We start from the raw sequence: 24,068 nt of genomic DNA, 5'->3' as shown, positions 1-24,068 counted from the left end.
AAAGAAAATGATAAAAAAATTAGTTGGCTCATTTGCCTTGCTTATGGCAATAAATGGGCAGGCGCAGAATACAGATAAACAAATTGTAAAAGTCGATTTTGACTTTTTTCAAAGAAAATTAGAAGAAGTTCACGATCCAAGTTACGAATCATGGGTTGTTAATGATCAAAAAGAAGCTTCGAAAACTTTTAATAATGTCGCATTTCAATTAAAAGGAAATTTCACATCAAAATGGTATAAAGTCGGGATGAATGCTCCGTATTATAACAGATTAGGAAGTGACGGCTTGATAACTGCCGAAAACTTAGAAATGAAAATCAGCGGGTTAAAAGCAGGAAAACACACTTTGCTAACTTTTCACAATGCTTTTGATGTTATTACTGGAAAGACTTTTTCGCCAATTAAAATTTACGTAAACGGAAAATTAGCAGAAACCGTAAACGCAAGTCAGAGAGCTAATGCAAAAATTGACGCTTCGATGGCTTACATCAATTTTACAGCTGTAAAAGGAAAAGATGTAGTTGTTCGTTTTGAAATTGATCCAACTACAAATCCAGATGTTGTAAAGCAAATCGTGATCAATGGATTTGAAATCGATACACCAAATTTAATGAATCAGGCACGTACACCAATACCTGCCAATAGAGACGAACACGTTGCAGATAAAAATATTATCTTAAAATGGGACGCTTCTAAAAATGCTGTGACGCATCAATTGTATTTTGGAGAAAATGAAAATGCTGTTGCAAATGCAAATCAATCTTCAAAAGAATTCAAAGGAAAATTGACTGAAACTTCTTTTCCAATTGGAAACTTATACAGTTTATCTACATATTACTGGCGTGTTGACGAAATTGACAGTAAAGGAAATATAACTTTAGGAAATGTATGGTCTTTTAAACCTGCGCAATTGGCTTTTTCTGATGCTGAAGGATACGGACGTTTTGCCGTAGGAGGAAGAGGAGGAAAAGTTATTGAAGTTACAAACCTTAATGACGATGGACCAGGAAGTTTGCGTGATGCAGTAAATCAGCAAATAGGGCCAAGAACTATTGTTTTTAATGTTTCTGGGGATATTAAACTGGATTCTAGATTAGTCGTAAACCAGCCTTACATCACGATTGCGGGACAAACTGCTCCGGGAGAAGGAATCACTATCACGCGTGCGCCAATTGGGCTTACGGGAGACGATGGTGTTATTCGATTTTTGAAAGTTCGTATTGGTGGCGGAAAAACGTATGACGGAATGGGACTTACAGGTGCTAATTATAGTATTATTGACCACTGTTCGATCAGCTGGACTATCGATGAATCTTTCAGTTCACGTGGTGCACATCATATTACATTGCAAAGAACTTTAATTTCTGAGGCTTTAAACGTTGCAGGACATGATAAATACGAAGTTGGAAAAATGCACGGTTACGCAGCAACAATTGGCGGTGATATCGGAAGTTTCCATCACAATTTATTAGCCCATAACGAAGGTCGTAACTGGAGTATTGGCGGTGGTTTAAGCGGTGACGGATTCTATACAGGAAGAGTAGATATTACTAATAATGTGGTTTATAACTGGGGTGCACGTGCTACAGACGGAGGTGCTAATGAAGTAAACTTTGTAAACAATTTTTACAAACCAGGCGTTTCGACTAAGATTTTTGTGGCTTTGAATGCACAACATGAAGGTGTTGGAAAAGGAATGCAGCGCTATTTCTTTGATGGAAATGTGATGCCAGGATATTTTGATGAGAAATCTCAGGATAAAGGAAGAAAATCGACAATCACGCATAATGAAAAAGTTGATTATGAGACTTTTGTTGACAAACCATTTTTCGAATCGTATGTAAATACGCAATCGGCAAAAGGAGCTTTTAAAAATGTACTTTCGGATGTTGGTGCCAATCAGCCGTTTTTTGATAAACACGATAACCGAATTGTTGACGAAACACTAAAAGGGACTTTTACTTATAAAGGAAGCAAAAGTGGTCTGGGCGGATTAATTGATAATGAAGCTGATGCTGGTGGATGGCCAAATTTTGCGTCTGAAACTCGCGCAGCAGATTGGGATACAGATCATGACGGTTTACCAAATTGGTGGGAAAAAGCTTTTAGTTTAAACGAAAATTCTAAAGCAGGAGATTTCTCAGATGCTAATTCAGATACTGATAAAGACGGTTATACGCAATTAGATAATTATTTAGAATGGTTGGCACAGCCTCATTTCTTTATTAAATCTGGTGAAAAAGCAGTTTTAAATGCTTCTGATTATTTCAAAGGCTTTGAGGCAAGTCCGGTTTATACGTTCTCTGATCTTAAAAATGGCAGTGTAATTTTAAAAGGAAAAGAAGTTCAGTTTACGGCTATCGAAGCAGGATTTGCTTCTTTCGTATTAACAGTAAAAGATGCAGATGGAGATACCATGAGCAGAACAATTAACTTCTTCGTAAAATAATAATATAAAATGTTTCACGCAGATTTAGACAAATTTCGGCTGATTTAAAATAGATTTTTTTTTAAAATTAAATCTGCGAATATCTGCTTGATCTGCAAAATCTGCGGGAAAACATACTCTCGCAAATTTAGCAGATCAAGCAGATAAAAATTAAAATATTCAAAATGAAAAAGAACATCATTCTATTATCAGCAATACTTTTTTCGACAGCTTTTATGGCTCAGAATAAAGGATTAGTTGCCAATTCAGAAAGTCCGTATGCTAAATTACAAAGCGTTGGGCTACAAGATGTAAAATGGACAAATGGTTTTTGGAAAGAACAATTTGATGTAGAAACCAAAAATACATTACCGTATATGTGGGAGTTGTATCATAACGATTCTATTTCGCATGCTTACAAAAATTTTGAAATTGCAGCAGGATTGATGAAAGGAAAATTTGATGGACCTTCTTTTCATGATGGTGATTTTTATAAGATTTTTGAAGGAATGGCAGCCGTATATGCTGTTACAAAAGATAAAAAACTGGATGCAGAAATGGATAAAGCAATTGCGCTTTTCGCGAAAGTACAGCGCAAAGACGGTTATATTCATACACCAGTTTTAATCGATGAAAGATGGGGAACTTTAGGTCCGGAAGAAGTAAAAAAACAACTGGGTTTTGAGAAATACAATATGGGACATTTAATGACTGCAGCCTGCATTCATTATCGTGCTACGGGAAAAACAAATTTCCTAAATATTGCAAAAGGCGTTGCCGATTATTTGTATGATTTTTATAAAAAAGCTTCACCAGAATTAGCGAGAAATGCAATCTGTCCTTCTCATTATATGGGAATTGTCGAAATGTATAGAACAGTTAAAGATCCGAAATATTTGGAATTAGCAAATAATCTAATCGATATTAAAGGAACGACAAACGACGGAACAGACGATAATCAGGATAGAATTCCGTTTAGACAACAGACAACTGCAATGGGACACGCGGTAAGAGCTAATTATCTTTATGCAGGCGTTGCAGATTTATATGCGGAAACTGGAGAAAAGAAATTATTGGATAATCTGGAATCTATTTGGAATGATGTTACGTATCGCAAAATGTATATTACAGGTGGTTGTGGTTCTTTGTACGATGGAGTTTCACCAGATGGAACTTCTTATGATCCAACAGTAGTTCAAAAAATTCATCAGGCTTACGGCCGACCTTTTCAATTGCCAAACGCGACTGCACATACAGAAACCTGTGCAAATATTGGAAATGTTTTATGGAATTGGAGAATGCTTCAGATTACTGGAGAAGCAAAATATGCTGACATTGTAGAATTGGCTTTGTATAATAGTGTTCTTTCTGGAGAAGATTTAGAAGGAGAAAAATTCTTTTACAACAATCCGTTAAATGTTTCTAAGGATCTGCCTTTCGAACAAAGGTGGGGTAATGTACGTGAAGGATATATTAAGTTGTCAAACTGCTGTGCGCCAAACGTTACCAGAACAATTGCCGAAGTTGGAAATTATGCTTACAGTCTTTCTAAAGAAGGTTTGTTTGTAAATTTATACGGAAGTAATTCATTAAATACAAAAACAGTAAACGGAGAAATTCTTGAAGTTGAACAACAGACGAATTATCCATGGGATGGAAAAATTACATTGAAAATTATAAAAGCACCAAAAGATCTTCAGGCATTTTTCTTAAGAATTCCGGGTTGGAGTGCAGGTGCAGAAGTTTTTGTAAATAATTCCAAAATTACTGATAAAATTATTTCTGGAACGTATTACAAATTAAATCAAAAATGGAAAAAAGGTGATGTTATAGAATTAAATCTTCCGATGCCGGTAGAATTAATGCAGGCAAATCCTTTAGTAGAAGAAGTTAAAAATCAGGTTGCTGTAAAAAGAGGGCCAATTGTTTATTGTTTAGAATCCGACCAGCTCCCAGCAAATACAAGTGTTAATGATGTTATTTTGAATGCAAATTCTAAATTTACAACCAGCTTTTTTACTTTAAACAATAGAAACTTACTTAGTATTGATGCAAATACAGAGGTTTCATCGAACAATTCTTGGAATTACGCCTTGTATAAACCACTTTCTGCTACAGAAAATAAACCGTTATCAGTAAAACTGATTCCATATTTCGCTTGGGGAAATAAAGGAAAAGGAGAAATGACCGTTTGGATGTCGCATTAGTTTTTTTGAACTTGGGGTAAACGGATTTTTTAATTTGAAAATTTTAAATACATGAAATATATTATAACATTCTTTTTAACGATAAGCTCTTTACTAGCTTCTGCACAAACTATTGATAATAAACTTGCATTAACTGTCGCACAAGACGGTTCAGGTGATTTTAAAACCATTCAGGAAGCGGTAAATGCAGTAAAAGATAATGGAGAAAAGCGTGTTGTAATTACAATAAAGCCAGGTATTTACAAAGAGAAATTAGTGATTGTATCGGTAAAAAAAATGATCACTTTAAAAGGAACTGATAGAAATAAAAGCATAATTTCATTTGATGATTATTCAGGAAAGCCACTGCGTGAAAAAGATCAGGCAGGTAAGACCGCATTTGGAACATCGACTTCTTATTCGTTTTTAATTCAGGGAAGTGATTGTACACTAGAAAATCTTACGATCGAAAATACAGCAGGTAGAGTAGGACAGGCAGTTGCTTTACATATAAAGGGAGATAGAGTTATTGTAAAAAACTGCAATATCCTCGGAAACCAGGACACGCTTTTTTTATCGCAAGATAACGTTCGCAATTATTTCGAAAACTGTTTTATCAGCGGTACAACCGATTTTATATTTGGTGCCGCAACAGCTTATTTTTATAAATGCACAATCGAAAGTTCAATTAATTCTTATATCACTGCGGCATCAACACCTCAAGGTCAGGCTTACGGTTTTGTATTTGTCGATTGTAAACTTACAGCCAAAGATAAAACTGTTGATAAAGTTTTTTTAGGAAGGCCGTGGAGACCTTACGCACAAACCGTTTTTATAAATACAGATATCGGATCACATATTATTCCCGAAGGTTGGAATGCCTGGATAGATACACGATTTCCTGATAAAGATAAAACGGCATATTATGCAGAATTTGAAAGTAAAGGTTCTAGTGCTAAAGATTTATCTCAAAGAGTGTCCTGGTCGCATCAGTTAAAAAAAGAAGATATTAAAAAATACAGCAGAGATTTAGTTTTAAATGGCTGGAATCCTAATAATTAAAATTGGAACCGGTTGCTTAAAATAGGTTTTAAATTAAAAAAGCTCTTTCATTAGAGCTTTTTTAATTTATATCGATTTAGTTTCTAAATCTTGGTCAGAATTTACTTTTAAAAAGATTTTTTTTTAATAAAATATTAAGGTAAATTGCATAGGTGTACTGGTTGCTATTTGTAGGTTTTTTATATTTGAAAGTGTTTCTTTTTTATTCAATTATGACCTGTTTTTGAGTTTATTCAGCAGAAACTAACCACTTCTCTATCAGGAGTTCATTTTCTCATTTTGCAGAATAAACAGCTAATAAATGTTTTTGATGCATTTTTTACTTTTTTTGTTGAAAAAGCGGTTTCTATATTTTGTTTTATTCATAGAATCTCTTCGTTTTTTCGAGTACGTCTATTTTTTCTTTCTTTTTTTTATTAATATTGTTTTTTTGAGTGAATTTTTTTGAGATAATACAATTAAAACAGGATAGAGCAGGACGGTTAACATGTATTGTCGTTATATTTTTGGTATACAAAAAAATAAATGTGTTTTTGACATTTAATAAAAACTTTAAGATTTATTTAAACCTTTTTATTTTACGAGAATCACATTTTTCATGACTAACTAAAAATTAATAAACTAACCAAAAAAAAAACATTTATGAAACAAGCACTTATAAAGAGATGTAGTTTTCTTTTGTTTACACTGATGAGTGTGCTGAGTTATGCTCAAAGCTCAAACCAAGTAACAGTTACGGGAACTGTTACGGACAACCTTGGTAACCTTTTACCTGGGGTTAACGTAACAGAAAAATCTTCGAAAAATTCTGTTTCTACAGATTACAATGGAAAATACAAAATTAAGTTAAGAGGTGATGGAACTTTAGTATTCTCTTTCATCGGAATGAAAAAAGCAGAATACGCATTAAATGACCGTACTATCTTAAATGTAAGTATGCATGATGATTCTAATCAATTAGAGAACATCGTAGTGGTTGGTTATGGTACTCAAAGAAAAAAGGAACTTACTGGAGCTATTGCTACAATAAAACCAGATGATCTTATGGATTTACCAGTAACTAACTTGTCTGATGCATTAAAAGGATTAGTTCCAGGTCTTGCAGTAACAGGTGGTTCAGGACGTCCTGGAGATGCCGCTTCTATTCAAATCCGTCAAAATTTTGGTTTTTCAAAAGATGGAAGTTCGCCGATACCATTAGTGATTATTGATGATATGATTCAAGTTGATCCAACAAATGGTAAGCCTACATTAGAGCAATTCAACAGATTAGATCCTTCAGAAATTGAAAGTATCACTGTTCTAAAAGATGCTTCTGCAGCGATTTATGGTTCTCGTGCATCACAAGGAGCTATTGTTGTAAAAACTAAAAGAGGAAAAGTGGGTAAACCAAAGTTTTCTTATAACAGCCAGTTTTCAGTAAATGATGCTGTAAGTCACAGTAAAACATTAAATGCTAACGAATTTGGAGTTTTTAGTAATAGATATTTCACTTCTCAAAATCCTATTATAGATCCTATTAAGTTGTATTCTGCAGCTGAATTAGAACAAATGAAAAGTTTGGATTATGATTGGTTAAAAGAAGCTTGGAAACCAGCTATACAACAAAAACACTCTTTTAATGTAACTGGTGGTAACGAAGATGTTACTTATTTTGCAGGTGCAACTTATTTTACTCAAGATGCTAATTTAGGATATCAGAAATATGACAAATGGAATTTCCGAACTGGAATTAATGCAAAAATTGCTAAGAATTTAGAATTATCTGCATCTGTTTCTGGAACTGCTGGTACAATCGATAAAACTTTTACTAAAGCATCGGCAAACATTAGTGATGGTAGTTACGCATCTGCTGCTGGTGGTGAGCAGGCTGATTATGGTTTCTTATTGCACATGCCAAAATTTGTTCCTTGGGAAACAGTTGTTGATGGTAAACAATATTATATGTCACCATTTCCTAACTCAAACAAAAACTTAGGAAGTGCAAATGCAAATACTACAATCGCAGGATGGAACTATTTTGCTAACTTAAACAATGGTTCTCACCAGATAAGTGATGATAACTCTTACACAGTTAATGCTTCGTTGAACTATAAAATTGCAGCAATTAGAGGATTATCTGTAAAAGGAAGTTATGCAAGAACACAAAGTTCAAATTATACAGAACAAATTCAATTGCCATACGATTTAGCAAGAATAAGAAATTACGAAACACAGGACAATCACCTTGCGAGCGCTGCTAATCCTACTGTTTATAATGCGGCTACAAACCCAGCTGGGGATTATGTTATAGAAACAAACGTTAGAAACTCAAGAGTTTACTATAATAATAGTGATAGTAAAAATTCTCAAGGAGATTTTTTTATAAACTATGAGAGAACCTTCGGAGATCACCAAATTGGTGCTATGGTTGGTGGTGAAGCATCAGAATACTATAACACAAGTACTCGTTTGGCTTACGAACAAACTGGTAAAGATTATTTAGGAAACTATGCTACAGCAGGAACATTAAGCCCTTCTAACAGTATTGCTACTAAGGTAGAAGGTGGAACGCTTTCATACTTCGGACGTTTTAATTACAGCTATAAATCAAAATATTTAGCGCAATTCCTTTTCCGTAGTGATGCTTCTACGAAATTTGCACCAGAAAACTATTGGGGTTATTTTCCATCACTTCAATTAGGATGGGTAGCCTCTAAAGAAGACTGGTTTGAAAAAGCTTTACCTTGGGTTGATTTCTTAAAAGTTCGTTACTCAATTGGTAAAACCGGAAAAGATAATCTTGGACCGTGGAGATGGGTTCAATACTATGATTTGATTGTGGATAAAGGTGCTGGATTTGGCCCTAATGGAGGACAAAATGGAGCAGGTTTGACTCCTAGAGTAAATCCAAATAGAAATGTTGCTTGGGATGCTACATTAAAAAACAACGTTGGTATTGATTTAAATGTTCTTAGAAACAGATTAAATTTTACAGCTGACTTTTATTATGACAGAACTACAAATATGTTAACTGACATGAGTAGTGCGACTGGTGTGCCAATTACTGTTGGTGGAGGTTTTGCAGAACAAAACTATGCTGCTGTTGATGCATGGGGATCTGAGTTTAGCTTAAATTGGAATGATAAAATTAGAGGAGGTCTTAGCTATGATATAGGTATCAACTTTAGTTATGCTAATAACGAAGTAAAAAAATATCCTGATCAAGGTAATTTAGCACCATCTAACAATGCAATTAGAGAAGGGCAGTCACAAGGATTTAATGCTGTTTGGGGATTCGCAACATGGAAAGGAACTTCTACAGGAGACGGTATTTTACGTACAGACGCAGATATTGCTAATTACTGGGCATACCTAACAGAACGTGCTGCAGCAGTGGGCGGAGCACCAAAATATTTTGACATCAATACGGCTTCTGGAATTCAAAAAGGTTCATTGGCTTATCAAGACGTAGCAGGACAACTTCAACCTGACGGAACTTTAGCACCAGCAGATGGTCAGATTGCAAAAGATTTAGATTACGTAAAACTAGCAAATAGTAGCAGAACATATGGTTTTACTACAAACTTAGGTTTAAAAGCTAAAGGATTTTATTTTAGAACACAAATTTCAACATCATGGGGAGGAGCTACTTTTGTTGATTTAGTAAATCAGGGTACATCATCTGCATCAAACATGTGGGCACGTGAAAGCTTCTGGACTGATATGTACAGCGCTACTGATAATCCTAACGGAAAATATCCTAATGTGGCACAATGGGCTTATATGTCAAGTCCTTCAGATTTCTGGCAGCTAAATACATTCCGTTGTTTTGTTAGAAATTTAAGTGTTGGTTATGATATCCCTAAAAAAGTTTTTGCTGATACAAAAATATCAGGTATAACATTAGGAGTTACAGGTAATAATCTTTGGGATTTATACAATCCTTATCCAAACCATTACCGTAATATGTATGACAACTCTTCTGTAGGTTATCCTACACTTAGAACATGGTCGCTTAACTTTAACGTATCATTCTAATTTAAATTAAAAAACAATTATGAAAACACAATTTAAGATATATATAGGTTTATCACTTCTGCTTGTTTTAGGCACTTCATGTAGTGATGACTTTCTAAAGGATAAGAAAAATTATGGTTCTTATGATGATACGTTCTATCAAACTCAGGAACGTGTACAAGCATACGTAGACAATCAATACTATGATTTTTACAATGCATATAAATCACCAGTAGCAAGTGTTGTAGGTTTATATACCGATGCAAACTCTAGACTTACTGAAGAACTTGGTGGTGTTCAGGATTTTACAAATCCAAACAAAACGCTTTTGAATGCAAGTGAAGCAAATTCTTACTACGGTCCTAAATTAACAACGAGTGTTAATAACTCTCCTTACAATAGAATTAGAGAGTGTACTAATTTATTGGAAGACATTGATGTAAAAGGTGCCAATTTAGATAAAACATTTCGTGATCAGGCAAAAGGGCAAATGTATTATATGCGTGCCGTACAATATTTTGATTTAATGCGTACCTATGGCGGAGTTCCTCTTGTTACTACAGTTCAACAAGCAGCTGCAGACAATCCAGATATTCAGCTTCCAAGAGCAAAAGTTTCTGAAGTCGTAGCACAAATCGTAAAAGATTTAGACATGGCAGCTAGCTTATTGCCTGGAAAATGGAACGATGCAAACTACGGACGTTTTACAAAAGGAGCGGCTATGGCACAAAAATCTCGTGTATTATTAACCTACGCAAGTCCTTTATTTAATAAAAGCTGGGATGCTTCTAACGAACGTTGGGAAGCAGCTTTGAAAGCAGGTTTAGAAGCAGAAACACAATTAACTGCTGATGGTTACGGATTATTCGGAAGTTCTGTTAAAGACTGGGAAGCTATGTTTGTAAAAGAAGGTTTTTGCTCAGAAGCAATCACAATACAACTTTGTGGTACAGGTATTACAAGTAATTTTGTAAACAACTCTTGGGAAAAAGGAATTCGTTTGTTAAGCTTAGGCGGACTTGGAGGAGGTACACCAGCTCCTAAAGAAATGATCGATTTATTCCCAATGAAAGATGGTAAAAGACCTACAACAGCAAATGGATATAACGATTTTACATTCTTCGTAAATAGAGACCCAAGATTCTACAGAACATTTGCTTTTTCTGGAGTAAAATGGGGATTCAAAGAAACTCCAGCTGCAGCTGTTTGGGCTTATCGTTGGGTTGACGCTGCTAACAAAGCAGGTTTTGCAGATTCAAATACTGCAGTATCTAGTCCGGCATTCGTTAGAAAAATGAGTAATACAGCAGCTAGTAAAGATACTAACTTCCAGTACTCAGGAACTGATATTATGGAATACCGTTATGCAGAATTGTTATTAAATATTGCTGAAGCTTATGCAGCATTAGGACAAACAAGTAACACTATTGCTTATTTAGGAAAAATCAGAAATCGTGTTGGTATTCCTGCTGCAAATAATTACGGAATTGGTGTTTTAGCAGATAAATATGCTGCTATAGAAGCAGTATTATACGAGCGTAGAGTTGAATTAGCTTACGAAGGAAAACGTTTTTGGGATACTCAAAGATGGATGCTTTATGATAATGCAGCACTTCCAGGTGTAACAGGCGGTACAGTAAGTAAATTAGGATTAACTCCTATCAACGGAACTAAACGTACAGGAAACTTTTTACAGTATAAAACTGCAACTGCATCTTCAACAACAGATCCTATTACTGCAGCAGCCCGTGCAGCTGTCGTAGCAGATCCAGATGCAGCTAATTTTGATACTCAATTAGCAGCTTTAGCTACTTTTTATAACGCAAACTTTATTCGTACAGCATTAATTACGCCTATGGATAACTTCAATGGAGCGGCTGTTAATATTAAATTTAACCCAAACTATTACATCAATGGGCTTAATACAACAGCATTAACTCAAAACCCTTGGTTACAACAAACTATAGGTTGGAATGATAATTTTGGAGCTAACGGAACCTTCAATTATCAAGAATAGATTTTACTATCAAAAAATAAAACACTCACCTGTATTCTTCAAAAGATACAGGTGATTTGTTTAAAAAGATTACCATAATTCAAAATTAGTATGAAAAATTTCACATTATTAAGCGTTACTCTTCTATTTTTGGGAAGTTTAGAGTGTTTTGCTCAATATCCAAAACTAAGTCCTGAAGTACAGGCACAGGAAAAAGCAATAAAAGACGAAGCAAACAAACTTTCTGACGAAGCTTGGGAAAAAGCATTAGTTGTTATTGAAGAAGAAGCCAAACACGGAAAGCCTTATATTCCATGGGCATCAAGACCAAACGATTTACCACAAGCAGATATTCCTGCTTTTCCAGGAGCTGAAGGAGGAGGAATGTATACTTTTGGAGGTCGTGGGGGAAATGTCTACACTGTAACAAGTCTGGAAGACAGAGGACCAGGAACTTTACGTGAAGCTTGTGAAAAAGGTGGAGCAAGAATCGTAGTTTTTAATGTATCTGGAATTATCAGAATCAAAAGTCCATTAATTATTCGCGCACCTTACATCACTATCGCAGGACAAACTGCTCCCGGAGACGGAATCTGCGTAGCAGGAGAATCGGTTTGGGTTGACACACATGACGTAGTTATCAGGCACATGCGTTTCCGCAGAGGAGAAACTTTTGTTGGAAGAAGAGACGATGCAATTGGAGGAAACCCTGTTGGAAACATCATGATCGACCACGTTTCTGCAACTTGGGGATTAGACGAAAATATGTCAATCTACAGACACATATACAGCCCGGGTGCAGGATATCCAGATGTAAAAGTGGGTACCGTAAATATTACGATTCAAAACAGTTTATTTGGAGAAGCTTTAGATACTTACAATCACGCTTTCGGAAGTACTTTAGGTGGAGAAAATTGCTCTTTCATGAGAAATATGTGGGCAAATAATGCAGGAAGAAACCCTTCTATAGGTTGGAACGGAATTTTCAACTTTGTAAATAATGTCGTTTTCAACTGGTACAACAGATCAACAGACGGTGGAGATTACACTGCAAACTACAACATCATCAATAACTTTTACAAACCGGGACCAGTTACAGATTTAACTCAGCCAATTAGCTACAGAATCTTAAAACCAGAATCTGGAAGAAGTAAATTGCCTTATATGGTTTTTGGTAGAGCTTACGTAAACGGAAACGTTGTGAACAAAAACGAAAAAGTTACTAAAGACAATTGGGATGGTGGTATTCAGCTTGAAAATAAAAAAGGTGAATTAATGGCTTATGATGAAGCAAAAGTCTATTTCGATAAAATGAAAGCAGACAAACCTTTCCCAATGCCATGGTTCAACAAATTTATGCCTGCAGAAGAAGCGTATGAATTTGTATTGAAAAATGTTGGAGCAACTTTGCCAATTAGAGATAAAGTTGACGAAAGAATCGTAAGAACGGTAAAAACTGGAGTTCCAGAATATGCAAAAGGATTAGAGAAAAAAGAATTCTATCAGTTCGAACACAGACGTTTACCAATGGATTCATACAAACAAGGAATCATCACAGATATTTCTCAAGTTGGAGGATATCCTGAATACAAAGGAAAACCATACACTGATACAGACAATGACGGTATGCCAGACAAATGGGAAAAGAAACACGGTCTTAACCCAAAAGACGCTTCTGATGCAAAATTAGATACAGACGGAGACGGTTATTACAACATCGAAGAATATATCAACGGTACAGATCCAAATTCTAAAACAGACTGGAAAGATCTTGCTAACAATCACGAGACTTTAACAAAGTCTTTACAAGAGTAATTAAAAAAAATCTCCTAAATCTGCTAAATCTGCGAGAGTAAATTTTCCCGCAGATTTAGCAGATCAGGCAGATAAAAATATTGTAATTCATAAATTTTATTCAAATGAAATCAATAAAAAATATAAGTATTCTAACGTTGCTGTTTGTTTTCGCAAGCAGTATAGCACAGCAGCATTTAGATCCAGAATACATTAAAGTAACCAACGAAAGAGCGTCAAAAATTACAGCAAAACTTGCGTTGAATAACACTGATAAAGAAAAGAAAGTTACAGATATCGTAGCACAGCAATTTAGAGATTTAAGCCAAATCCAAGACGGAAGAGATGCTGAAATCAAAAAAATAAAAGAAGACACCGCTTTAGCAAAAGAAAAGCAAAACGAAAAAGTTGACAAGCTGAAATCAAAAGCAGACGAATCAATTGCCAAATTGCATAAATCTTATCTTAAAAAATTAAGCAAAGAATTATCAGAAGAAAAAATTACTGAAGTTAAAGACGGCATGACTTATGGTGTATTGCCAATTACGGTTGCAGGTTATAATGATATGCTTCCTAATTTAACAGCAGAACAAAAAGAATACATTTATACCGCTTTGGTTGAAGCAAGAGAACACGCAATGGACGGCGGATCATCCAAAGAAAAACACAGATGGTTTGGAAAATACAAAGGAAGAATCAACAACTATTTATCAAAACAAGGTTACGATTTAAACAAAGAAAGTGCCGACTGGCATAAACGTTTGGAAGAAAGAGAGAAGAATAATAAGAAAGAATAGTATATAATTTTTAAATAAGTGTGTTTTTAACATTTTTTAATTAAACCTTTTATAAATTATTGTGTCAAAGTACTCTAACTTATTAATTTCAGACTAACTCTCATGAAAAACAATTTCCAAAAAAAGACCCTGAAACGAACATTAATAACGTTCTCATTTTGTTCGTTGATTTCTTCGGCTTATGCACAATATCCCGTAATCCCAAAACCAGTACAAGAAAAAGCTGACGCAGTTTTAGCAAGTGAAGAAGCAAGACTACACGAAATTTGGGTTGCCAATGAAGCGACAATTAAAGCCGAAGCAAAGCAAGGAAAACCTTATTTGCCTTGGGCATCTTACCCAAAAGATTTTGTGCAGGCAGATATTCCGGCGTTCCCAGGTGCTGAAGGCGGAGGCGCTTACACACAAGGCGGAAGAGGAGGAAAAATATTTGTAGTTACCAGTCTTGAAGACAGCGGAAAAGGAACATTTAGAGAAGCCTGCGAAGCTGTTGGAGCGAGAACTATTGTTTTCAACGTTTCGGGAATCATCAGATTACAAAAAAGAATCAGCATGCGTGCGCCGTACGTAACCATTGCAGGACAAACTGCTCCGGGCGACGGAATTTGTATTGCAGGTGAAACTTTAGAAATTGACACACACGACGTTATTATCAGACACATGCGTTTCAGACGTGGTGCAACCGAAGTTACCAGAAGAGACGACGCTCTTGGCGGAAACCCGATGGGAAACATTATCGTAGATCACTGCTCTGTAAGCTGGGGATTAGACGAAAATATTTCTTTATACAGGCACCAGTTTGCAGCCAACGATAAATCAAAATTAGAAAAATTACCAGCTTGTAATATCACTATTCAAAACACCATTTCATCAGAAGGTTTAGATACTTACAATCATGCGTTCGGAAGTACGATTGGCGGATTAAATAGTACTTTCATGAGAAATCTATGGGCAGATAACATTTCCAGAAATGCTTCTATCGGAATGTACGGCGATTTCAATTTTGTAAACAATGTAGTATTCAATTGGTGGAACCGTACCTTAGACGGAGGAGATTATCGTTCGATGCTAAACATCATCAATAATTATTTCAAACCAGGACCAATAACACCGGCAGGCGAACCAATTGCACATAGAATTGTAAAACCAGAGTCAGGATATATTCAGCCAAAACAATACGGAAGAGCTTATGTTTCAGGAAACTTTATCGTAGGTTCTCCAGAAGTTACTGCAGATAACTGGAATGGCGGAGTACAATTGGAAGACCAAACTCCAGAAGCAACAAAAGAATTTTTAGAAGCTATTAAACAGCCAAAACCATTCACAATGCCTTCATTTAAAATTATGAAAGCAGAAGAAGCATACGAATACGTTTTAACAAATGTTGGAGCTACAATCCCAAAAAGAGACGCAGTTGACGAAAGAGTTATCAAACAAGTCCGCACTGGAAAAATTGAAGTTAAAGATGGTTTAGAAAATGCAATCGGAAAAGAATTCATCAAAAGAAGACTTCCTGCAGACTCATACAAAAAAGGAATTATCACAAGTATAGAACAAGTTGGAGGTTATCCGGATTACAAAGGAAAAGCATACAAAGATTCTGATAATGATGGAATTCCAGATACTTACGAAAAAAAATACGGTTTAAATCCAAACGATGCATCTGATGCAAGCAAAGATTCAAACGGAGACGGTTACACCAATATTGAGAAATATTTCAACAATATCGATCCAAACCAAAAAGTAGATTGGACGAAATTGGAAAATAATACTGATACATTGGCACAATTGAAAAGATTGCTGCAATAATTTCAAAATTAAATAGACCTGACAGATTTTTAAAACCTGTCAGGTCTATATTCATAAGACAATACAAGGATACAGTTTGTCATTTCGACGAAGGAGAAATCACACCCGTAACCACAATACAGGAAAATCTAGTGCGATTTCTCCTTTCGTCGAAATGACAAGATTGTGGAAAATATAATTGTATTCTGATTAAGAGTAAAATTATATGAGCTTTTATAACTTATATGGTTTAAATTTAGAATCTTAAATATCATCAAAGTGAATTTCACGCAACAAAAAAATATAATTTCTTCTAAAAGCGCATTGTTTTTAATGTGTTTTTCTCTGTTTTTTACAAACAAAGGAATCTCTCAAACTTTCCCAGACATTGTAAAAACTAAAGAAGGAAAATTAACCTACACCGCAGACAATCAAGGAAATAAAATACCAGACTTTTCTTTTGCCGGATACATGGCTTCAGAAAAAGCAATTCCAAATGTGGAAAATAAAATTTTTGTCCCAAAACAAGAAGAAGACGCAACACAAAAAATACAAACAGCAATTGATTATGTAAGTAATCTAAAACCAGACAAAACAGGTTTTAGAGGAGCAGTACTTTTAGACAAGGGAACATTCAAAATAAAAGGAACTTTATACATCAGAAAATCGGGAGTTGTCCTTCGCGGAAGCGGCAATACCGAAAACGGAACCGTACTTTTAGGAACTGGATTAGAAAGAGAAGCGTTAATCAGAGTTTTAGGAATTGACGATAGAAAATACAACGAAACCTACGAATTAGCAACCGCTTTTTCTCCGCTGGGAACACAAAAAATCCAACTTAAAAACGCTTCAAAATTAAAAGTTTCAGACGAAATCATCATCAGTAAATCTTTAACCGATAATTGGATTAAGGAATTAAAAATGGATGATTTTGGAGCAGAAACCGGTTGGGTTGGTTGGAAAAAAAATGACTGGGATATTAGCTGGAATAGAGTAGTTACCAATATCAATGGAAACGAAGTAACATTAAATGCTCCGTTAACGATGACTTTGGATGGTGTTTATGGGGCAACGAAAATAATGTTATATTCATGGCCGGGACGAATTGAACATATCGGAATCGAAAACATTCTTTTAAAATCGAAATATGACGAGTCAAAACCAAAAGACGAAGAACACAGATGGTTAGGAATTAGTATAGAAAACGTAAAAAATGCATGGGTAAAACAAGTGAATTTTAAGCATTTTTCTGGAGGTGCAGTTGCTTTACTAAAATCAGCGCAACAAATTACGGTCGAAGACTGTATAGCAACCGAGCCCGTTTCTGAAATTGGAGGTTTTAGACGTCATACTTTTTATACGGAAGGCCAACAAACCTTGTTTCAGCGTTGTTACTCAGAATATGGTTATCATGATTTTTCTGTTGGCGGATTTGGAACAACAGGTCCAAATGTTTTTGTACAATGCGAATCCTATTTGCCTTTTAATAATAATGGAGCTATAGGCAGTTGGGCTACGGGAATATTATTCGATATATTTTATGTAGACGGGCATGCTTTAAGTTATAACAACAGAGAACAAAATGGCAGAGGTGCAGGATGGACAGCGGCCAATAGTGTGATTTGGGAAACTTCAGGATCGAAAATAGAATGTTATAGTCCGCCAACTGCGCAAAATTGGGCTTTTGGAGTTTGGGGCGGTATTATGGCTGGCGATGGTCATTGGAAAGATGTAAACAATCACATTTCTCCAAGAAGTTTGTTTTATGCACAATTAGAAAATCGACTTGAAAAACTTCCTGTTGATCCTCATATTTATGATTTAGGTTCTGAACCTTCTTCAAGTCCTACTGTTGAAGTAGCACAGGAATTAACTAAAAATTCAGTCGGTCCAAAAGAAAATTTAATAGAATGGATTGCAGAAGCCTCGAAAGCAAATCCAATTAATACAATTTCTTCGGGTCTAAAAAATGTAAATGATTTAAAAATAAATTCGGCGAAAAATACTATTTCCGGCACGTCTAAAGTAGTTACACAAAATGGCTGGCTTACTTATGAAGGCAAAGTAATCGCCGGAAACAGATTAAGTGTGCCATGGTGGCGAGGAAGTCTTCGAGATAGTGATATATCGAAGTCATTGCCGGATGTTACCAGATTTGTTCCTGGCAGAACCGGAACTGGTTTTACAGACAATATCAATGAAGTGACGGATTATTTGAGTACTAATAATATGGTTGCTTTAGAGCATAATTATGGTTTATGGTACGAGAGAAGAATGGATGATCACGAACGCGTTCGTCGTTTTGACGCTGATGTCTGGCCTCCATTTTATGAACAACCATTTGCAAGAAGTGGTCAGGATTTAGCTTGGGATCAATTAAGCAAATATGATTTGACGAAATTCAATGATTGGTATTGGGATCGTTTGTCGCTTTTTGCAAATTTGGCAGAAACCAAAGGACAATTACTCATCAATCAACAGTATTTTCAGCATAATATTATTGAAGCAGGAGCGCACTGGGCAAGTTCTCCGTGGCGTTCGGCAAACAATATTAACAGCACAGGTTTTCCGGAACCACCGCCGTATGCAGGAGACAAACGTATTTTTATGGCGGAACAGTTTTATGATATTACGAATACGCAGAGAAGAAAATTACATCAGGGATTCATTCGTAAGTCATTAGAAAACTTTCAGGAAAACAGCAACGTAATTCAATTGACAAGTGCCGAATATACGGGTCCGTTACATTTTATGGAATTTTGGCTGGATGAAGTTCAAAAATGGAAAGACGAAACCGGCAAAAAAGGTTTAATCGGTTTAAGTGCAACCAAAGATGTTCAGGATGCTATTTTGAATGATACAAAAAGAAACAAAACAGTTGATGTAATCGATATCAGATATTGGTATTACAAAGAAGACGGTTCAGCATACGCACCGCAAGGAGGTTTAAATTTAGCGCCAAGACAACACGCTAGAAAGCTAAAAACCGGAAAAGAAACCGATAATCAGGTGTATCGTGCAATTAGCGAATACCGCCAGAAATATCCGGAAAAAGTAGTTTTATATTCTACAGATGGATCTTCAAGATTTGGATGGTCGGTTTTAATGGCCGGAGCGTCGTTGCCAAACCTTCCAAAAATTGAATTACCAGAGTTTTATGCCGCTTTAAGAGAAATGAAACCAGCAGAAGGAAACAAATACACCGACAATCTTTGGACATTAGAAAACAAAGGAAAAAGTTATTTGTTTTATGCGAAAAATGATCAGGATATTTCAATAGACCTTTCCAATCAAAAAGGAACTTTTGAAGTATACGCCATAAATGTTGCAACAGGAAGCATCACCAAGAAAGCAAACATCAGTGGAGGAAAACAAATCACAATTCCACAAGCCGAAATAAAAGAAAAAGTGCTTTTTGTAGTGAAGAAGAATTAGCCACAGATTTCACAGATTAAACGGATTTACACGAATCATTTAAAATCAGCTTAATCTGCCAGATCTGCGAGAGTAAAAAAATTTCACGCAGATTTAAAAAGATCAAAGCAGATTCAAAAGATTTTTAAAATACAATCTGCGCAAATCAGCTAAAATCTGTAAAATCTGTGTGAAACAATAAAGACAAAGCAAAGAAAAATTCGAGAAATTAGTGCAATTCGTGGCAAACCAAAAAAAATAATTCCAAAATAAACCAAAAATGAATCTGAAAATTAAATATTTATACGCCCTTTGTATAAGCTTTTTGTTTACAGCACAAAGCGGATTTTCGCAATCTGCAAAAACAAAAAATTTACCACAATTAAAAGTTTCCAAAAACCAACACTACTTTGTAACCGAAAACGAAAAACCATTTTTCTGGTTAGGAGACACAGGCTGGTTAACATTCGGGAAACTGGACAGAGCAGGCGTTGATAAATATTTTAAAGACAGAAAAGACAAAGGCTTCAATGTCGTTCAGGTGATGGTTTTGCATAATATAAATGCCGTAAACGTTTATGGCGATTCAGCTTTAATAAACGAAGATGTTTCGAAACCATTAATTACCGCAGGAAACAACTTCAATAATCCGGCAGAATACGATTATTGGGATCACGTAGATTACGTTCTGGATGTTGCTCAAAAGAACGAAATCTACCTTGCGATGGTTCCGGTTTGGGGAACAAACGTTTCAAAAGGAGATAAAGTAAGCAAAGAACAAGCAGGAAAATACGCTAAGTTTTTGGCTGACAGATATAAAAACAGAACCAACGTAATCTGGTTAAACGGTGGAGACACACACGGAAACGAATTTCAGGATGTGTGGAACGAAATCGGAAATACTTTAAAAACAAACAATCCGGATCAGTTAGTGACTTTTCACCCTTTCGGAAGAACCGATTCTTCAGAGAATTTTCACAATGCAAAATGGCTGGATTTTAATATGTTCCAATCAGGTCACAGAAGATACGATCAGGATTCAAGCAAAACGAATTTCAAAGAAGACAATTATAAATTCGTTCTAAGAGATTTCGAATTAAAACCAATAAAACCTACACTTGACGGAGAACCTTCTTACGAAGGAATTCCACACGGACTTCACGATACTTTACAACCAAAATGGAAAGCAAGCGACGTAAGACGTTACGGTTATTGGTCAGTACTTTCTGGTGGAGCAGGTTACACTTACGGACACAACGCCGTAATGCAGATGTTCAGAAAAGGTGACAAACCCGCTTACGGAAACAAAGAATTATGGACATCAGCCATCAATGCGCCAGGTGCTGGACAAATGGTTTACATTAAAAAACTGATGTTGGAATTTCCATTTTTGGAAGGAGCTCCGGATGTGTCTTTAATAGCAAATCAAGGAGAAAAATACGATTATATTCCGGCAATTAAAGGAGAAAAATATGCTCTGATGTACACATACAATGGAAAAAAAATCGAAGTGAACATGGGTAAAATTTCAGGAGATAAAGTTACAGCAACTTGGTATAATCCAAGAAATGGGCAAAAAACAAAAATCGGAACATTTGATAATAAAGGAACTAAAGAATTTCAACCGTCAGGAAAAAAAGAAGATGGTAATGACTGGGTTTTGATTTTGAAATCTATTTAATACGTAACCCATTTTTGTCATGCTGAGCGAAGTCGAAGCACCGCAAAGATTGGACACAATTTTTGATATAGCATGCGCCCTTCGACTTCGCTCAGGGGGACAAAAATGAGAATAAAATCCCGCATAATCTGCCAGATCTGCGAGAGTAAATTTTCACTCAGATTTAAAAAAAATCAAAGCAGATTTAACAGATTTTAAAAATAATAATCCGCATAAATCAGCTAAAATCTAAAAAATCTGCGTGAAACCAAAAACAACAACAATGAAAAACATACTAATCATACTCTGCTTCATAACAGGACTAAACACCGCTTTCGCGAATGACGGCTGGCTGAATATCCTAAACGAAGGAGGAAACAACAAAGGAATTAAATGCACCGAAGCCATTCAGAATGCAATTGAAAAAGCATCAAAAAATGGCGGAGGAACAATCTTTTTCCCTGCCGGAGAATATTTAACCGGAGCTTTAAAATTAAAAAGTAACATCACAATTCATTTAGATTCGGGTGCGCTTTTGAAATTTTCAGAGAATTTTGATGATTATTTACCTTTCGTAGAAATGCGTTATGAAGGATTAATGATGAAAACTTTTTCGCCATTATTCTATGCAAAAGATGCCGAAAATATCACCATAAAAGGAAGAGGCGTAATCGACGGACAAGGAAAAGCATGGTGGAATGAAGTCTACAGAATCGAATCTGCAAAAGGTCCGATTCCGGAAACGAAATACCAAAAAATGTGGGGCGAGCAAAATCCCGGAATTGTTTACGAGCCTTACTATAAAAGAACGATGGACAAAAAGTTTTTCAGACCTGCTTTCTTTCAGGTTTTAAATTGCAAAAATATTTTGATTGAAGGCGTTACATTTCAAAATTCTCCTTTCTGGACGATCAATCCGGAGTTTTGTGATAATGTTACTATAACAGGAATTTCAATTTTTAATCCACATTCACCAAATACAGACGGAATAAATCCTTCTTCTTGTAAAAACGTGCATATTTCAAATTGTCATATTAGTGTTGGAGATGATTGTATTACAATTAAATCTGGAAGAGATGCCGACGGACGAAAATATGGAATTGCAACAGAAAATGTTACGATCACAAACTGCACGATGCTAAGCGGTCACGGTGGAGTTGTTATTGGAAGTGAAATGTCAGGCGGAATCAAAAAAATCACGATTTCAAATTGTGTTTTTGACGGAACTGACCGCGGAATCAGAATCAAATCGGCGCGTGGAAGAGGCGGAGTTGTAGAAGATATTCGTGTCGATAATATCGTCATGAAAAACATCAAAGAAGAAGCTTTTGTTTTGAGTCTTTTCTATGATAAAGATACCAAACAAGAACCTGTAACGGAGAAAACGCCAATTTTCAGAAACATTCACATGAGTAATATCACAGGAACTAATGTCAATAAAGCCGGAGCGATTTTAGGAATTGCAGAAATGCCGGTTCAGAACATTTCGTTTTCAAATATAAACATTGACGGAAAAGAAGGTTTTGAAGTAAATACCGCGACAGATGTTGAATTTCACGATGTAAAAGTAAATGCTTCAGTTGGTTCTTCTTTTAAAATTTCAGATTCTAAAAACCTGATTTTGGATAATGTTGGTTCATCAACACCAATAAAAGCAGTTCCGGTTATTAAACTGAATAATGTTTCTAATTTGATGATTAATAATAATTTCCCTTTTAATGCAACCGATATTTTTATCGAAGCTGATGGAAAAGAAACCAAAAATGTATTTGTAAAAAATAATGTTTTTAATAACGTTTCGACTCCAATTAAAAAAGGAAAAGACTTAGATAAAAAAGCAATTGTAGAGTAAAAGCAACGATAGTAATCTTTGTCAAAGTTTAAAACTTTGACAAAGATTTCAGCTGTTTTGTACTCCTGCAAGGTTTCCAAAACCTTGTAGGTGTTTAAGTTTAACATCAACGTAAAAAAATATACCTACAAGGTTTTGGAAACCTTGCAGGAAAGAGAAAGAATGAAGAAATTTTTTATAATCATATTAATCGCAATTTGCACGTTAAGCTATTCTCAAAAAAAGAAAGAACTTTATCTGTTTACGTCTTTTAGAGAACCCGCAACAGAAGGTTTATATTTAGCCTACAGCGAAGACGGTTACAACTGGAAAGGATTGGAAGGATCATTCTTAAAACCGGAAATCGGAGCAAGCAAAATCATGCGCGACCCATCAATCACAAAAGGAGCAGACGGAACGTATCATTTAGTTTGGACAACAGACTGGAAAGGCGGAAACGGTTTTGGATATGCCAGTTCAAAAGACTTAATACATTGGTCTGAACAGCAATATATTTCCGTAATGAAAAACGAACCGGAAGTAGTAAACGTTTGGGCGCCGGAAATTTTTTATGATGATGTGAAAAACGAATACATTATTATCTGGGCATCAACCATTCCGTTTCGATTTGAAAAAGGAGTTGAAGAAGAGAAAAATAACCACAGAATGTATTACGTAACGACAAAAGATTTCAAAACGTTCTCGGATACCAAATTATATTACGATCCCGGTTTCAGCGTCATTGACTGTGTGATTGTAAAGAAAAGCAAAAAGGAATATGTTTTGGTTTTGAAAGACAATACAAGACCGATGCGAAACATAAAAGTAGCGTTCGGAAAATCACCTTTAGGTCCGTTTGAGAAAAGTTCAGAACCTTTGACAGAATATTTATCAGAAGGCCCAACGGTGGTAAAAGTCGGTAAAAACTGGCTCTTGTATTATGACAATTACGGATCCAAAAACTATAAAGCTTTAAGCACTTCAGACTTTGTTCATTTTGAAGATGTCTCATCCAAAATAAAACTTCCGGAAGGACATAAACACGGAACGATTACAACAATTTCAAAAGAAGTTCTAAAAGGATTAATTGATAAAAAATAATCCGTAAAATCT

General features: G+C 35.5%; 12 protein-coding genes. All 12 read left to right on the top strand.

Features of this window, described 5'->3' with window-relative positions:
• Nucleotides 1–7 precede the first annotated feature (7 nt).
• The 12 genes from EV144_RS15855 (at nt 8) to EV144_RS15800 (ending at nt 24,056) form a co-directional block, all read left to right on the top strand.
• Nucleotides 8–2,449 carry a T9SS C-terminal target domain-containing protein gene (locus EV144_RS15855; protein ID WP_134150146.1) on the top strand — a complete coding sequence of 814 codons (2,442 nt, stop codon included), beginning with the start codon at nt 8–10 and terminating at the stop codon, nt 2,447–2,449.
• Nucleotides 2,450–2,613: 164 nt separating this feature from the next.
• Nucleotides 2,614–4,635, top strand: a complete 2,022-nt coding sequence (locus EV144_RS15850) for a glycoside hydrolase family 127 protein (protein WP_134150145.1) — start codon at nt 2,614–2,616, stop codon at nt 4,633–4,635.
• Nucleotides 4,636–4,686: 51 nt separating this feature from the next.
• Nucleotides 4,687–5,676 (top strand): pectinesterase family protein, encoded by a 990-nt coding sequence (locus EV144_RS15845; protein WP_134150144.1) that lies wholly within the window; start codon nt 4,687–4,689, stop codon nt 5,674–5,676.
• Between the two features lie 642 nt (nt 5,677–6,318).
• The gene (locus EV144_RS15840) at nt 6,319–9,696 is read left to right on the top strand and encodes a SusC/RagA family TonB-linked outer membrane protein (RefSeq protein WP_134150143.1); all 3,378 of its coding nucleotides are present in this window, start codon (nt 6,319–6,321) and stop codon (nt 9,694–9,696) included.
• 19 nt (nt 9,697–9,715) lie between these two features.
• Nucleotides 9,716–11,692 carry a RagB/SusD family nutrient uptake outer membrane protein gene (locus EV144_RS15835; protein WP_134150142.1) on the top strand — a complete coding sequence of 659 codons (1,977 nt, stop codon included), beginning with the start codon at nt 9,716–9,718 and terminating at the stop codon, nt 11,690–11,692.
• Between the two features lie 90 nt (nt 11,693–11,782).
• Nucleotides 11,783–13,486: a polysaccharide lyase gene (locus EV144_RS15830; RefSeq protein ID WP_134150141.1), complete on the top strand. Its 1,704-nt coding sequence runs from the start codon at nt 11,783–11,785 to the stop codon at nt 13,484–13,486.
• Between the two features lie 104 nt (nt 13,487–13,590).
• Nucleotides 13,591–14,262, top strand: coding sequence for a DUF3826 domain-containing protein (locus EV144_RS15825; RefSeq protein ID WP_134150140.1), 672 nt, complete (start codon nt 13,591–13,593; stop codon nt 14,260–14,262).
• Nucleotides 14,263–14,364: 102 nt separating this feature from the next.
• Nucleotides 14,365–16,071 carry a polysaccharide lyase gene (locus EV144_RS15820; protein WP_134150139.1) on the top strand — a complete coding sequence of 569 codons (1,707 nt, stop codon included), beginning with the start codon at nt 14,365–14,367 and terminating at the stop codon, nt 16,069–16,071.
• 312 nt (nt 16,072–16,383) lie between these two features.
• Complete coding sequence (locus tag EV144_RS15815) at nt 16,384–19,485, top strand: DUF6298 domain-containing protein (RefSeq protein WP_134150138.1); 3,102 nt, start codon at nt 16,384–16,386, stop codon at nt 19,483–19,485.
• A gap of 259 nt (nt 19,486–19,744) precedes the next feature.
• Nucleotides 19,745–21,145 (top strand): glycoside hydrolase family 140 protein, encoded by a 1,401-nt coding sequence (locus EV144_RS15810; RefSeq protein ID WP_134150137.1) that lies wholly within the window; start codon nt 19,745–19,747, stop codon nt 21,143–21,145.
• A gap of 262 nt (nt 21,146–21,407) precedes the next feature.
• Entirely contained in the window at nt 21,408–22,976 is a 1,569-nt protein-coding gene (locus EV144_RS15805) for a glycoside hydrolase family 28 protein (RefSeq protein ID WP_134150136.1), read from the top strand.
• Nucleotides 22,977–23,066: 90 nt separating this feature from the next.
• A complete protein-coding gene (locus EV144_RS15800) occupies nt 23,067–24,056 on the top strand; it encodes a glycoside hydrolase family 43 protein (protein WP_243854685.1) in 990 nt (329 codons plus the stop codon).
• Nucleotides 24,057–24,068 lie beyond the last annotated feature (12 nt).

The sequence above is a fragment of the Flavobacterium sp. 270 genome, assembly GCF_004368785.1.
In the GTDB taxonomy this organism is placed as follows: domain Bacteria; phylum Bacteroidota; class Bacteroidia; order Flavobacteriales; family Flavobacteriaceae; genus Flavobacterium.
Note: the sequence above shows the minus strand (reverse complement) of the source record. Positions and strands in the feature narration are given on the sequence as shown.